General features: G+C 62.7%; 12 protein-coding genes and 1 pseudogene. 3 read left to right on the forward strand and 10 right to left on the reverse strand.

What is annotated here, in order from left to right:
- Positions 1-46: 46 nt before the first annotated feature.
- From ATY77_RS01020 to ATY77_RS01055, 8 genes are all read right to left on the reverse strand, one after another.
- Positions 47-1,492: an aldehyde dehydrogenase gene (locus tag ATY77_RS01020; protein ID WP_088685690.1), complete on the reverse strand. Its 1,446-nt coding sequence runs from the start codon at positions 1,490-1,492 to the stop codon at positions 47-49.
- A 23-nt stretch (positions 1,493-1,515) separates the two neighbouring features.
- Positions 1,516-2,301: a coniferyl-alcohol dehydrogenase gene (locus ATY77_RS01025; protein WP_088685691.1), complete on the reverse strand. Its 786-nt coding sequence runs from the start codon at positions 2,299-2,301 to the stop codon at positions 1,516-1,518.
- Positions 2,302-2,341: 40 nt separating this feature from the next.
- Positions 2,342-3,367: a branched-chain amino acid ABC transporter permease gene (locus ATY77_RS01030; protein ID WP_088685692.1), complete on the reverse strand. Its 1,026-nt coding sequence runs from the start codon at positions 3,365-3,367 to the stop codon at positions 2,342-2,344.
- The gene (locus ATY77_RS01035; RefSeq protein WP_088685693.1) at positions 3,364-4,278 is read right to left on the reverse strand and encodes a branched-chain amino acid ABC transporter permease; all 915 of its coding nucleotides are present in this window, start codon (positions 4,276-4,278) and stop codon (positions 3,364-3,366) included. The genes ATY77_RS01030 and ATY77_RS01035 overlap by 4 nt, the downstream gene beginning before the upstream one ends.
- Positions 4,275-5,003 carry an ABC transporter ATP-binding protein gene (locus tag ATY77_RS01040; protein ID WP_088685694.1) on the reverse strand — a complete coding sequence of 243 codons (729 nt, stop codon included), beginning with the start codon at positions 5,001-5,003 and terminating at the stop codon, positions 4,275-4,277. Before ATY77_RS01040 ends, ATY77_RS01035 begins: the two co-directional genes overlap by 4 nt.
- Positions 5,000-5,752, reverse strand: coding sequence for an ABC transporter ATP-binding protein (locus ATY77_RS01045; RefSeq protein WP_088685695.1), 753 nt, complete (start codon positions 5,750-5,752; stop codon positions 5,000-5,002). The genes ATY77_RS01040 and ATY77_RS01045 overlap by 4 nt, the downstream gene beginning before the upstream one ends.
- A gap of 6 nt (positions 5,753-5,758) precedes the next feature.
- Entirely contained in the window at positions 5,759-7,063 is a 1,305-nt protein-coding gene (locus tag ATY77_RS01050; RefSeq protein WP_088685696.1) for an ABC transporter substrate-binding protein, read from the reverse strand.
- Positions 7,064-7,128: 65 nt separating this feature from the next.
- Positions 7,129-8,592, reverse strand: a complete 1,464-nt coding sequence (locus ATY77_RS01055; RefSeq protein WP_088685697.1) for an aldehyde dehydrogenase — start codon at positions 8,590-8,592, stop codon at positions 7,129-7,131.
- Between the two features lie 222 nt (positions 8,593-8,814).
- On the opposite strand from ATY77_RS01055, the gene ATY77_RS01060 reads away from it, so the two are divergent.
- The gene (locus tag ATY77_RS01060) at positions 8,815-9,714 is read left to right on the forward strand and encodes a helix-turn-helix transcriptional regulator (RefSeq protein ID WP_088685698.1); all 900 of its coding nucleotides are present in this window, start codon (positions 8,815-8,817) and stop codon (positions 9,712-9,714) included.
- A gap of 280 nt (positions 9,715-9,994) precedes the next feature.
- The gene (locus ATY77_RS01065) at positions 9,995-11,170 is read left to right on the forward strand and encodes a sulfite oxidase (RefSeq protein ID WP_190237557.1); all 1,176 of its coding nucleotides are present in this window, start codon (positions 9,995-9,997) and stop codon (positions 11,168-11,170) included.
- A 216-nt stretch (positions 11,171-11,386) separates the two neighbouring features.
- On the opposite strand, the gene ATY77_RS01070 is transcribed toward ATY77_RS01065, so the two are convergent.
- Positions 11,387-12,340 (reverse strand): sterol desaturase family protein, encoded by a 954-nt coding sequence (locus ATY77_RS01070; protein ID WP_088685699.1) that lies wholly within the window; start codon positions 12,338-12,340, stop codon positions 11,387-11,389.
- Between the two features lie 981 nt (positions 12,341-13,321).
- On the opposite strand from ATY77_RS01070, the gene ATY77_RS01075 reads away from it, so the two are divergent.
- Positions 13,322-13,522, forward strand: a complete 201-nt coding sequence (locus ATY77_RS01075; protein WP_088675592.1) for a hypothetical protein — start codon at positions 13,322-13,324, stop codon at positions 13,520-13,522.
- Positions 13,523-13,884: 362 nt separating this feature from the next.
- On the opposite strand, the pseudogene ATY77_RS33080 reads toward ATY77_RS01075, so the two are convergent.
- Positions 13,885-14,113: pseudogene (locus ATY77_RS33080) on the reverse strand (hypothetical protein).
- Positions 14,114-14,146: the final 33 nt, after the last annotated feature.

Consider the following 14,146-nt stretch of genomic DNA (forward strand, 5'->3'; position numbering starts at 1 on the left):
ACCCGCGCCACAACGGAATAACCATTGCGGCGCGGTGGCGCCTCCCTCAGAAGGGATAGTGTTGGGCGGAATCCTCCACCGTGATCCAGCGCAGGTCGGTGAATTCGGCGATCGCCGCCTTGCCGCCGAAACGGCCGTAGCCGCTGCCTTTGACGCCGCCGAAGGGCATCTGTGCCTCGTCATGCAGTGTCGGCCCATTGATGTGGCAAATGCCGGATTCGATCCGTGCCGCAACCGCCATCGCCCGCTGGACGTCGCGGCTGAAAACGGCGGACGACAGGCCGTATTCGGTGTCGTTGGCAATACGGATCGCTTCCTCTTCGCCGGAGACGCGAATGATCGGCTTGACCGGCCCGAAGGATTCTTCCGCATAGACGCGCATTTCAGGTGTGACGCGATCGAGCAGCGTCGCCTCGACGACAGTGCCCGAGCGCTTGCCGCCAGCCACGAGTTTTGCGCCCTTGGCCGTCGCATCGGCGATCAGCCCTTCCATTTTCTTGGCGGCGTCGAGGCTGATCAGCGAACCGAGCACGACATGGCCGCGCGGGTCGCCGGCCGGCAGTTGGCTGGCGCGGGCGGCGAGTTTGGCGACGAACTCATCGGCGATCGCCTCGTCGACGATGATCCGCTCCGTCGACATGCAGATCTGGCCCTGATGCATGAAGGCGCCGAAGATTGCGGCATTGACGGCGCCGTCGATATCGGCGTCGTCGAGAATGACGAGCGGCGCCTTGCCGCCGAGTTCGAGAAGGGCGGGCTTGAGATATTTGCCGCAGGTCTCCGCGATGATCCTGCCGACCTTGGTCGAACCGGTGAAATTGACGCGCTTGACGGCGGGATGGGCGATCAGCGCGGCAACGATTTCAGGCGCATCCTCCGGTGCGTTGGTGAGGACGTTGATGACGCCGGCGGGAAGGCCTGCTTCGGTCAGCGCCGTGGCGATCAGCCGGTGGGTGCCGGGGCACTGCTCGGATGCCTTGAGGATGACGGTGTTGCCGCAGGCGATCGGCATGGCGATGGCGCGGGTGGCGAGAATGACGGGTGCATTCCAGGGGGCGATGGCGAGGCACACGCCGGCTGCCTGGCGAACGCCCATCGCGAGCGTGCCCGGCTTGTCGGAGGGAATGATTTCGCCTGATATCTGCGTCGTCATGGCGCCGGCCTCGCGCAGGATATTGGCGGCGAGCATGACGTTGAAGCCGGCCCAGGGCGCGGTCGCGCCCGTCTCCTCGATCATCAGCCGGGTGAACTCGCCGGCCTTGGCATCCATGATGTCGGCCGCCTTCATCAGGATGGTGCGGCGCTGGCCGGGGCCGGTCTTCGACCAGGCGGCGAAGGCGGCGGAAGCGGCGTCGACGGCGGCGGCGACATCTTCCAGGCTTGCGGCGGCGGCGCGGCTGGCGAGCTTCTCGGTGAACGGATCGAGGCGGTCATAGGTCCGGCCGCCGGAGGCCGCGCGGTCCGCGCCGTTTATGAGCAGGGAAATATTCATCGGGGATCTCCTCAGAAACAGAATTAGAAGCCGAGAACTTCGGCATTGATGGATGCTTCGAGGCCGCCGTCGGCGGCAAGATTGGTGCCGTTGATCCAGCGCGCGCCATCCGAGCAGAGAAAGAGCACGGCGGGCGCGATATCGGCGGCGGTGCCGGCGCGGCCGACGCGGGTGATGTCGCTGTCGACTCTCGCATCGCCGAGCACGGCGCGAAACTGTTTGAGGATCGGCGTTTCCACCGGCCCGGGGCTCACCGCATTGACGCGGAGGCCGCGCGCCTTGAACAGCGGCTGGTGCGCCGCGCGCATGGTCCAGAGCAGGAGCAGTTCCTTGGAAAGCGGATAGCCCTCCTCGTCCTTGAGGCTTTGTTCGGCGGCGACCGCCGAGACATCGGGAAAGCCTTCGATGCCGGTCAGGATCTTTGCCCGCTCGAGATTGGCGCGCCAGCCATAGCCGGCAATCGAGGCGACGTTAACGATGGCGCCGCCTTCGCGCAGGCGCGGTGCCACGGCTTCCGACAGGGCGCGAAGACCGTAGAAATTGACGGCGAGCGTCGAGACGACGCCGGTGTTGCCGGAGAGGCCGGCGACATTGGCGAGCGCATCGAGGCGCGAGGGCAGCTGTGCGACGATCTCGGCAACGCCCGGTGGCGTGGATAGATCGCCCCGGATGAAGGCGGCGCCTCCATGGGCGGGTTCGCGCACGTCGATGCCGATGACCTCGGCGCCCATCTGGCCCGCCAGTTCCGCCGTGCGCGCGCCGATGCCGGAAGCCACGCCGGTTACCAGGATCGTTTTACCAAAAAGCATGAATGTCACCTTTCACAAGAGAAACTGGAGGCAAGCAGGCTCATTCTTCCCATTTGATCTTATTCGGACCGGGAAGTTTCAGCCGATAGCCGACGGGCAGAAGCTGGAAATCGAAGCGGCGTTCGATTTCGCCCCAAAGCCCGCGCGGCAGGTAGAGGGAGAAGATCAGGGCGGTGGCGCCGAGACCGATCAGATACCAGACGCCGGCGCTGCCGAAGAAGGTTTCGATGACGAAGAACAGAAGAGCGCCGAGGATCGCGCCTTCGAACTTGCCGATGCCGCCGACGAGCACCATGAAGATCATGTAGGCGGTCCACTGGACGCTGAAATAGGTCTTCGGCTGGAAGGTGGTGGCGCTCGCGAGCCACAGGCCGCCGGCAACCGCGATGCCGAAGGCGGCGAGTACGAAGAGCAGCCGCTTGGTCGCGGTGACCCGTACGCCGACCGAGGTCGCCGCCTCCTCATTGTCGCGGATCGCCTGCATGGCCGCTCCCGCGCGGCTTCTCATCAGCATGAAGAGCGCGCCGAGCAGGGCCGCCATGGAGGCGAGCGCAAGCCAATAGATCGCCGCCCGCCGCATGCCGCTGTCATAGAGGTTGAGCGAGATCAGCGAGGTTCCCGTTTCGCCCTGGATGAGGCTGTCGAGATTGACGAGGAGATGGGCGAGCGTGGCGACGACCCACATGCCGATCGCGAATTCGCCGCCCTTCAGCCGCAGCATGAAAAGCGAAAGCGGGATCGACAGCGCGCCGGTCACCACCGCGGCGGCAAAGACCGAGAGGAAGGGATCGAGGCCGGCATCGGCGAGGCGAATGGTGAAATAGGCGCCGAGGCCGAAAAACACCTGCTGGCCGACGGAGACGAGTCCGCCGAAACCGGCGAGCGCATTCCACATGGCGGCCAGGATCACGTAGATGAACAGGGCCGTCATCCGGTCGATCGCGCCGGCGCCGAGCATTATGGGAGCGAGCGCCAGCAGGGCGAGCAAGCCGGCCATGGCGCCGAGCGCCATCCGTGACGATGTCGTCCAGCGTTCGATCGATATTCCGTTGGAGACGAGTGTCATGTCGGGCTCCTGAGACGTGCTCGAAGGTTGAGGAAGGCGCCGAGCCTGTCGAGCCGAGGCATGCCAAACCGGGACAGCCTGACGAAAAGGACGAGCAGGAATACGGCGTGGCCGCCGATCAGGAAGCCTTGCGGATGCAGTTGCGCGCCGAGCGACTGGGCAAGGCCGAGAATGATGCCGCCGGCAAGCGTGCCCCAGAGCGATCCGGCTCCACCGATGACGGCCGCCTCGAAGGCGAAGAGCAGCTGCGGCCCGCCCGCATAGGGGCTGAAGGTCGCCCGCATTCCGAGAAAGGCGCCGGCGATCCCGATCGTGACCATGGTGATCGCGGTGGCGACGGCATTCACCCTACGTGCATCGATGCCGACGAGCCCAGCCGTATCGGGATCTTCGGCCGTGGCACGGATGGCGCGGCCGAGTGCAAAGCGGCTGAGGAAGAATTGCAGAGCGCCGAGAAGGAGGATCGCCGTTACCATCATCATGACGGCGAGCTTGCCGACGAAGATGTGGCCCGGCAGCTGCCAGGATGCATAGGATAGATTGCCGATGAAGGGCGCGAGCGAGCGCGTGTCGGCGCCGAACTGTTCGAACAGCAGATTGTCGATGACGATCGACAGGCCGAAGGTCGTCAGGATCGGCAGCAGCGTGCCGCCGCGGGCGCTGCGTTCCAGGATGAAACGCTGCAACAGCCAGCCGAGGACCGCCATGGCCGGCAGCACGATCAGCAGGCCCGCGAAAGGCGGAATGCCGGCCTTGGCGGCGAGCAGCCACAGCCCGTAGGCGGCGGCGATCGCCAGGCTGCCATGCGCGAGATTGATGATCCGCATGACCGAAAACATGAAGGACAGTCCGCAGGCGATGACGGCGTAATAGCCGCCGAGCAGGATGCCCTGGATCAGGGAATTGATCATGATGCGCTCCTTTCGCCGGCGGCCCGGTGCAATCCGAAATAGGCCTGGGTGACGTGCTCGCGGGTGACGGCCGCCGCCGGCCTGTCGAGCACGATGCGTCCTTCCAGCATGCAGATGACCCGGCTTGCCACGCTCATGGCGCGGGCGAGATCCTGCTCGACGAGCACGATCGTCGTCCCCGATGTGAGCAGGGCTTGCAGCTGGGTATAGACGCGGTCGACGACGAGCGGCGAAAGCCCGAGCGAGACCTCGTCCAACAGCAAAATATCCGGGTTGCTCATCAGGGCGCGGCCGATCGCGGTCGCCTGCTGCTCCCCGCCCGAGAGATGCCCTGTCCTGGCATGGCGGCGGGGCTTCAGGTTCGGAAAGGCGTCGAGGACACGATCGACGCTCCACTCGCCCTTGCGCCCGCAGCTCTTTCCGAGAAGCAGGTTCTCCTCGACGGTCATCTGCGAAAAGAGGCGCCGGCCTTCTGGCACCAAAGCGATGCCCCTGGCGATCCGCTTGTGGGAGGGGATGGCGGCGAGATCCTCGCCGTCGAGAAGGATCTCGCCGGAGGCGGGAAGGTGGGCGCCGGCGATCGAGCGAAGCAGCGTCGTCTTGCCTGCGCCGTTGGCGCCGACCAGCGCCAGCACCTCGCCCTTGGCGATATCGAAACTGACCCTGCGCACCGCCTGCAGCAGGCCGTGGCGGACGTCGAGGTTACGGATGGAGAGAAGGCTCATGCCGGCGTTCCTCCGAGATAGGCCTTGACGACTTCGGCGTTGCTCATGACCGCTTTCGGCTCGCCATCGGCGATGATCCGCCCGGCATCCATGCAGATCAGCCGCTCGGCCACCTGCAGCAGGATATGGACGATATGCTCGATCCAGACGATGCCGATGCCGCGGCGGCGCAATTCGAGAATGGTTTCCACGAGTTCGCTCGCCTCGCCGTCGGTGAGCCCGCCGCCGATCTCGTCGAGCAGCAGCAGCCTTGGCTGCGTGGCGAGCGCGCGGGCAAGCTCCAGCCGTTTGCGATCGAGCAGGCCGAGCGTATCGGCCGGGCGGTTGGCGACGCCGAGCATGCCGCAGAGCGAAAGCGAATCCACCACCCGCGCATAGGCTTCGTCGCGGCTTGCGGCATTGCCGTGGGAGGCGGCGACGAAGACGTTTTCGAAAGTCGTCATGCCGCTGAAAGGCTTCGGAATCTGGTGGGTGCGCACCAGCCCCGAGCGGCAGCGCTCAGCCGCCGTCCGGCTGGTGACGTCGGCGCTGTCGAAGGTGATCGTGCCCGCGCTCGGCGGGAAGGCGCCGGCGAGCACGGAGAGCAGCGTCGTCTTGCCGGCGCCGTTCGGCCCGACGATGCCGACCGCATCGCCGTCGCCCATGGAAAAATCGAGATTTTCCAAGACCACGAGCGCGCCGAACCGCTTGTGGATTCCCCTGGCCGAGAGGAAGACCCCTCCCGGCCGATTTTGAGTTTGCTGCTGCACCGTGCGTTATCCGTTGTAGGCGATGAGCTTGGCGCCGACCGGGACGTTGGGGTCGGTGGCGTTTTCGGTGACGACGTAGTCGAGCGCGAATTTCGAGCCTTCGGCCGCCTTGACCCATTGCGTGCCGATGATCGGTCCGGGCGAGACATTGGCGACGGGGCCGCTGGTGAAGTCGACCTTGCCGGCGATCGTCGTCGTCTTCAGCGAGGCGAGCGCCTTGGCAACGGCCTCCTTGCTCTTGACGTCGCTGCTCGCCTTCAGCGCGTCGAAGCCTGCATCGAGAAGCGCGAGGCTGGCGCCGAGCTGCTGCGTCCACTGCTTGCCGCTTGTCGCTTCATAGCCATCGGCAAGCTCGGTTCCCGAGACGCCGGTCAGCGTCGATTTGTAGGGGAAGGCCTTGTGCCAATAGGCGGCGCTGCCGATGTTCATGCCGAGATCGCCGAGCGCCTCGATGTCGGAAGGAAACAGGCCCGTCTTGGCAACCTGGCAGATCTTGATCTGCTGGGTGAGTCCCTGCTGGGCGGCCTGGCGCCAGAAGGCGGCGAAGTCGGGCGGAATGGGGAAAGAGTTGAAGATCTCGACGCCCTCCTGCCGGAAGAGGGCGATCTGCGCCGAGAAATCGGTGGTGCCGGTTTCATAGGCGCCTGGATCGACGATGGTGAAGCCGGCCTTGGCAAGCGCGGGTGCCAGGTGGGCGCGGATCGCATTGCCATCGGCGTCGTTGGGATACATGACGCCGACCTTCTTGTTGGTCTCGATCAGGCTCCACTGCGAGACATAGGCCTTGTGGAACTCCTCGACGCCGAAGCCGAAATGATAGGTCCATTTGAAGGGCGAGGGTGCACCGGGCTTGGCGCCGCGGCCGAAATACCAGGCCTCCCAGGGCATTACCGTCGAGAGGCACGGAATGCCTGCCGCCTCGCAGGCGTCGGACACCGGATTGATCGTTTCGGGCGTCGAGACGGCGAGCATCAGGTCGATCGCCTGGTTGTTGATCAGCTCCTTCGCTAGTTGCCCGGCACGCGAGGGATCGGACTGGGTGTCCTGGTCGAGAATATCAACCTTCCAGGTCTTGCCGCCGGCCTGCAGGCCGTTCGCCAGCGCCTTGCGTGCGAGGTCGAGCACATAGCCATCCGTTTCGCCGAAGCCGCCGAGCGGGCCGGTGCGCGGGCTGATGAAGCCGACCTTCAGCGTGTCGCTGCTCTGGCCGAAAGCCGTGCGGCCGGAAAGCGCCAGCGCCGCGCCGCCTGCTGCGGCCGATGCGATGAAAGAGCGGCGCGTGAGGGACGCCGTGTTGAATGTCCTGCTCATGAATTGTTCCTCCCTCTTGGTGCGGGCCTCCCGCCCGTTCCCTGTTTATTCCGGCCGATCTGGCTTCAGATCGGGTATTGATGTTTTCCCGATGCGATGGTGACCCATCGAAGCTCGGTGAATTCGTCGATCGCGGCCTTGCCGCCGAAGCGGCCGTAGCCGCTCGATTTGACGCCCCCGAACGGCATTTGCGGCTCGTCGGAAACCGTCGCCTCGTTGATGTGGCAGATGCCGGATTCGAGCCGCATGGCGACGGCGAGCGCGGCGTTGACGTCGCCGCTGAAAACCGCCGCCGAAAGCCCGTATTCATTGTCGTTGGCAACCGTCACGGCCTCGTCGATGCTGCCGACGCGGATGATCGCCGCGACCGGCCCGAAACTCTCCTCCCGATAGATCCGCATAGCTGGCGTGACGTGATCGATGACGGTCGCATCCATCAGCGTGCCGTGCGCCTCGCCGCCGCAAACGAGGACGGCGCCTTTCTGCACGGCGTCGTCGATCAGCGACCGCACACGGCGCACGGCTTCGGCGTTGATCAGCGTGCCGAGCGGTGTATTGCCATCCTTGGGGCTGCCGGCGACCAGCGTTGCGGCCTTCGTCCGGAACTTGCCGACGAAGCCGTCGGCGATCTCGTCCATCAGGATGATCCGCTCGGTCGACATGCAGATCTGGCCCTGGTTCATGAAGGCGCCGAAGGCGGCGGCGCCGATCGCCTCGTCGATATCGGCATCGGCAAGCACGATGAAGGGCGCCTTGCCGCCGAGCTCCAGCAGGCAGCGTTTCAGATGCCGTGCCGAGGATTCGGCGATGATCCTGCCGACGCGGGTAGAGCCGGTGAAGTTGATGCGGCGCACGGCCGGATGGGCGATCAGCGCGTCGACGACGGCGGCGGCGTCACTTGGTGCATTGGAGACGACATTGACGACGCCGCGCGGAAAGCCGGCGTCGCGCAGGATGTCGCCGATCAGGCCATGGGTCTTCGGGCAGAGTTCGGAGGCCTTGAGGACGACGGTGTTGCCGCAGGCAAGCGGCATGGCGACGGCGCGGGTGCCGAGGATGATCGGCGCATTCCAGGGGGCGATGCCGACGCAGACACCGGCCGGCTGGCGCACCGCCATTGCCATGCTGCCCGGAATGCCTGATGGAATGAGCTCACCTGAGATTTGCGTCGTCATCGCCGCTGCCTCGCGCAGAATATCCGCGCCGAGCCCGCAATTGATTGCCGCCCATTGCGCGGTGGCGCCGGTTTCGCCGGTCATGGCGGCGATGAATTCGCCCGTGCGGGCTTCGAGAAGGTCGGCTGCGGCATTGAGCAGCCTGCGGCGCTCGCCCGGGCCGGTCTGCGACCAATCGGGAAAGGCGGCTGCGGCTGCATTGGCGGCCCTCGCCATGTCGGCGACGGAGCCTGCCGCGGCGACCGTCGCGACGTCGCCGGTCAGCGGATCGATACGTTCGAAAGTCGCCCCGTCGGACGCCTCCACCGCCTCGTTGTTGATCATCAGCTTTGCCGAAAACACCGTTTTCCCCATCCGCCGCCAGCCGATGCTTGTTTCATTGCCGTGGGAGAAGACGAGCGGAAGCCGCGGCCCAAGGGCCGTCCAACCATTCCCGCATCTGTCGAGGTGCCTCCTCCCAAAGGCTGATGGAGATGAGGTTACGCCGATCGCTTCAGGATGGAATGCGATTTATTGGGTTAATATTGTAATTATCCGGCGATTGCCGCACTGTTCGCTGCGAAAGAGGAGGGCGCGTTGGCGACGAACGGAGGCATTCATCATTATGCGAGGGGCGAATGGCACGGGCCGTCGCTCTCGCACCGGCGCATTCGTTTCCAGAAAGGGATCTACGCGGATTTTCATCACTTCCTCCTGCTTGGGGACGGCTCGGCAGAACTGCATTTCGACAATGGCGAAGACCGGCCGCTGCAGGGGCAACTCATCGCCTTCCTGCCGCCGCAGGCGCGATGCGATCTCTCAATTGCCGCCGGCACCGCGGCCCATCTTGTCGGGGTGTCGGCGCAGATCATGGTCGATGCGATCGGCGACAAGGTGGAATCCTATTCGCTGCGTCTCTTCACCGAACAGCGCAAGCTGGTCGAAGCCGCCGATCCTCAACTGGTGGCCGAAATCGCGCCGCTGATTTCGGGTTTCGTGCGCGAACTCGGCCATCCCGCTCGCTCGTCCTGGATGGTCGCAGCCGCTTATATCAGGCTGGCGCTGATGGCGCTTTGGCGCGGCTGCGGCGGGGAGAGAGGCGAGGAGCGAGGGCAGGGCGAAACCGGATCGATCCTGCAGCGATACCGCCAGCTCGTCGAGGCCGGTTTCCGCAAGCACCGTCCTATCAGCGATTATGCCGCCGAACTCGGCGTCACCGCCGACCGGCTTCATTCCATCTGCCAAAGGGCGCTCGGCCGCTCGCCGATCCAGCTCCTGCACGAACGCGTGGTGCAGGAGGCAAAGCTGAGATTGGAGCGCTCGGCCCGCAACATCCAGGAAATCTCCGACAGTCTCGGTTTCCGCGACCCGACCTATTTCAGCCATTTCTTCAAACGCAAGACCGGCCTTTCCCCCGCCGGCTACCGCGAGATCGCCCGCGCTTCCGCCGGTTCGGAAAACAGCATGCTGTCTTCGGGGTATGCGGATTGGCCTTAGGCCCAGAGTTATTGGGTCGCAAATCGTGCTGACCTAATTCCAAGCCGGCATAGGACTGCAAAGTGCAAATAGCATCATTGCGCGTCAAAATCGGTAATGCCGACATGTGGCCGAAGGCCGACTGTCCGCTGGTAAACACCCAAAACGAAAGCGGAGATCAGAGTTCTTGCCGCTAGGGTCTGGGGTCGGCCCTTTGCTGCCGTTCGAGGTCGATGCGAGGAACGTGCGGTATGTGCTAGGGTCTAAGGCGGAACGCGACAGACGCACTGCGAAGGGCGGTGTGATCGAACCGGAATTCGCGCGACCGAGTGTCAACGTTGTGTTCTTGGAAGGGGAGACGAAGACGATGCCGACACCAGAGCAACCCAGCCTAATAGTTCGACAGAAATCCCCACCGAACATCGAGTTTCCGTTTGCGTCGCTCTCCGATTGGCTGATCCCAACCGAGCTGTTCTTCGTGCGAAACCATTTCCCGTCGCCGGACCTCGATGCGCGAGACTGGAGATTGCGCGTTGGCGGGGCGGTGGAGCGGCCGATCGAACTTGACCTCGACAGCATCAAGGCGATGCGGAGCACGACTCTCACTGCCGTCGTCGAGTGCGCAGGGAACGGGCGCGTCTACTATGTGCCGCCGAAGGAGGGGTTGCAGTGGCAGAACGGAGCCGTCGGCAATGCCGCGTGGACCGGTGTTCCTCTGCGCGAGATTTTAGAAATGGCGGGCGTCAAGCCAACCGCACGTGAGGTTCTGCTCGTAGGTGCCGACAGCGGCGTCGTCGACGCTAACAAGAAAACGGCTTCTCCCGGCCCCATTGCTTTTGCGCGCAGTTTACCGCTTGAGAAGGCCATCGCTGACAGCACGATGCTTGCCTATTCGATGAACGAGGAGCCGTTGACGCGCGATCACGGCTACCCGCTACGCGCGGTCGTGGGCGGCTGGTTCGGCATGGCTTGGGTCAAGTGGATCACTGATATCATGGTTATGGAGCAACCGTTCCTTGGCTACTGGCAGGCGCGCGACTATTTCCGTTGGGAGCGCAGCCTCGGGGAACCCAGGCTGGTCCCCCTCGCGGAGATGCAGGTCAAAGCGCAGATGGCGCGTCCCGTGCAGGGGGCGCGTCTCATTGTTGGCCAACCGTATAGGATTTTCGGAGCCGCCTGGAGCGGAGAGGCTGTTGTCCGGCAAGTGCAGGTCTGCACCGGAGATGGCAGGGGCTGGCGCGAGGGAAGGCTCCTCGAAACAGAACGTCCCTTTGCATGGCGCTTGTGGGAGTACATATGGACCCCTGAAGAGGTGGGGCAATATATACTGCGGTGCCGCGCGATCGATGGGGCGGGGTGCGTGCAGCCCGACCTCCCGCATTCCGACTGCGAGAGCTACGCGGCCAATTGGATCGTTCCGGTGGAGGTTACGGTCGTTCCCGAGCCACGGACGTATGAGGAGGAATTCGTGATCTAATTACCCGCATGGGGCAGAATGGCGGCTTCTTGGCGCAACTGCGACCTGCGTTGTGTCATGTCCGCTTTGCAGCAACTGCGACCTGCGGCTCGATGACTATTATGACGGCGCGAAGCTGCCGAACACTGATTGCCCAACATCAGGGCAAACGGATGCTAGGTGTGTGGTCCCCGAAAGCTGGCGCTTTTCACATTTTAAACCGATGCCGGCTTCGCGCTACCGGCGCTCTCCCGGGCCCGACAGCCCCTGCGGGGAGACAGGTTTTCCGCTTATGGGGCGTACGGCCTTGGCAGCTTGCCACGCGCGTTGGAAGAAACGGATTTCTGTGGCGATGCTTTCGCGGAACGGATCGGTTTGGTTGAAGTAGTTGCGGTCGAGACCGAGCTTTGCACCTTCTGCTTCACCCTCGTAATAGGTGCCGAACAAATGATCCCAGATCGGAAAATAATTGGCGAAATTCTTGTCGTGATGTTCCCGCACTCGGGAGTGATGGATGAAGTGGTCGCGTGGTGACTGGATCACGTATTTGCCAAACCAGCCATGCCAGGGAATGGCACTGTGCTTGACCAGACCAATGGCGCCAAAGGTGATGGTCACGAAGGCGAATTCCGCCGTTGGCAGCCCGATAAGCAGCGCCGGAACGACCATGATGGCCACGTTTATGGCCTTCTCCAGCGGATGCTCGCGCGACGAAGTCAGCGCGTTGAACTCTTCGGCTGCGTGGTGAAATTCGTGCAGCCGCCATAGTACGGGCAGCCGGTGCATCAGCCGATGCTGCCAGTAGCTCAAGAAGTCTGACAGCACTAGGAACAAGAGAACATGTGCCCAGCTTGGCAGCCTCCGGGCAAGATCCAGGTGGGGGGCATCCTGGGCCGCGTGGGTGATGGCATAGGACAGACCGAATGATGCGAGCGCCGCGAACAGCGTAATCATTCCCGTCGCCTGAAGGACGAAATAGACGATGTCGGTGATTGTGGATTTGGTGCGTTCGAAGAAAACCCGACGGAACCCGGAATTGCCGAACCCCACATAGGCGAGTTCCACCGCGAAAACGATCAGAACCAAGCCAATAGAAATGGCGAAACTGAGCGCCATTGCCCGACCATTCAGATAGTAAGTGTTGTAAAAAAAGCTCCCAAGCTTGTGCACGCAGTAATAGACCAGCTCCATGGCACCTTACCCCAAACACGAACCCTTACAGCCTAGCCCTGGCGACGCTCTTTCGACCGATTGCTCAAAAGGACGATCGGGGCGTCCTTTTGATGGTGGAAGTGCAGAGTCATCGACCGCCGATCTACTGAAGGTTGGCGCGGGTCTGAAGATAATCAATTGCCTGAATTTATTAATCTGCCGGGGTATAGTTGAAACTAGCGACGGGCTCTTTACGACGTAAAGTGCCAGAGTGAGCATACAGCTTGCCGAAGTATTTTTGCCGCTGGCGCGGCGGACAAGACGCAGTCGCACCGGCCGCTCGTCAACATCGAACGAATGACGAAGATAGAAGATATTGGGAGGACCCTGCTACAAGAAGGGTTCGACCGGCCGTGGACGCCGGGGCGTCGCAACGATTGGTGTGACTGATGCTAGGCGGGATGGCCGCCCAGCGCACAGGAGACACCATTGCTTGGGGTAAGCAAATAATCGCCAGGCGGCACTACATCTATAATAGGAGATATTATTTCGCTTTGTAGATGGCGTCCGATCTTTGGTCCGGCAACGTACAACACGTTACTTTACAGTCGGAAATATAATTCTAAAGGATAAAGTACGACTTATTGCGGACCAAGAGAAAATTATGCAAAGTTTTGTAGGTGGCTCGGCGCAATGCTTACAAAACAACCCCGCACACTACCCCGCAAATTGCGGGGGTTTCTCGTCCGGCACCTTACGGGAACTACACAGCGACAATCAGGTTAGATCACTGGATCGCGGGAGAAAATCAGTACTTTTAGATCGCATTATGCCCTTCTCCTAGCGATCCACCCGATTCCAGAGTTGGGTCGTGCGGAGGTAGGTTTCCGGTCTGCTCCCAAAGCGACGCTCCGCGCGGCCCGACGCCCTCGGATGCAGGCCGAACACTAAGTCGTGAGGTGCTCTCACGTTGAACCATCGCGCTCACGGCCTAAGGTTAGCATGGGAAGTGAGGGCGTCATGATCCTGTCTCAGGTATTCCAGACCCAAAGCGTGCTGAATGATGACGAAGTGGCCCTATGCCAAAGGGTGTTCGATCACGTCGTTCTGGCCAAACAGGTCAAATCGGATGCAGAGCGGCAAGATCTGGCGGCTCGGATCATCCAGTCGTATCAACACGGAGTTACAGACGAAGAGGCTCTATTGCGTTTGTTGATTTGAACATTGCAAAATACATGGAACTCCTCTTGCTTTGCGGCGTTTTACTATCGGACGTACAGTCTCTACGGAGACTCGCACATTCGTCCTTTCCAAAAGCGTTAACTAGCCCCGCCAATCCAGCGGGGCTTTTTTTGACCAGTTCGTGGGGAAACGTCCGTGACCCGCTTGCCCCAGCGCCACTTCGGACCTCCCCTACCACACCTGTCGGCGTACGCTGACGAACATCGTGGAACTGAGGAATCCATCGTCCGTTTATCCGGCGGGTCGTGCGGTCAAGCAGCTCGCTGCACTGCCAAACCCCATGGCAGTAGCCGTGCGGCCCACCTTTTTGGCGCCGCGTTCAGAACGATTTTGACGGCTATCTAATCTATCCTCAGCCAGTGCCTTACCCAGGTTATCGCGCGATCGCTCATGTAGGCCACAATGCTGCCGATCGGTAGGCCGGCGATGGCGATCAAGCGTCGAGGCGCTTGTGAATGACGGCCCTCCCCTCGTGGCGTTCGCCTTCTCGTCGCTCAGATCTTTTCGGAGCTGGACCACGCTGTCGTATGCCGTCAGAGTGCCTTCCAGGCGCCCGAGGGGTCGGATGATGCGTCATTGGAGGCCATTTCTGGTCTTTCGGAA

Origin of the sequence: Rhizobium sp. R634 (assembly GCF_002211305.1) — a bacterium.
Classification (GTDB): domain Bacteria; phylum Pseudomonadota; class Alphaproteobacteria; order Rhizobiales; family Rhizobiaceae; genus Rhizobium.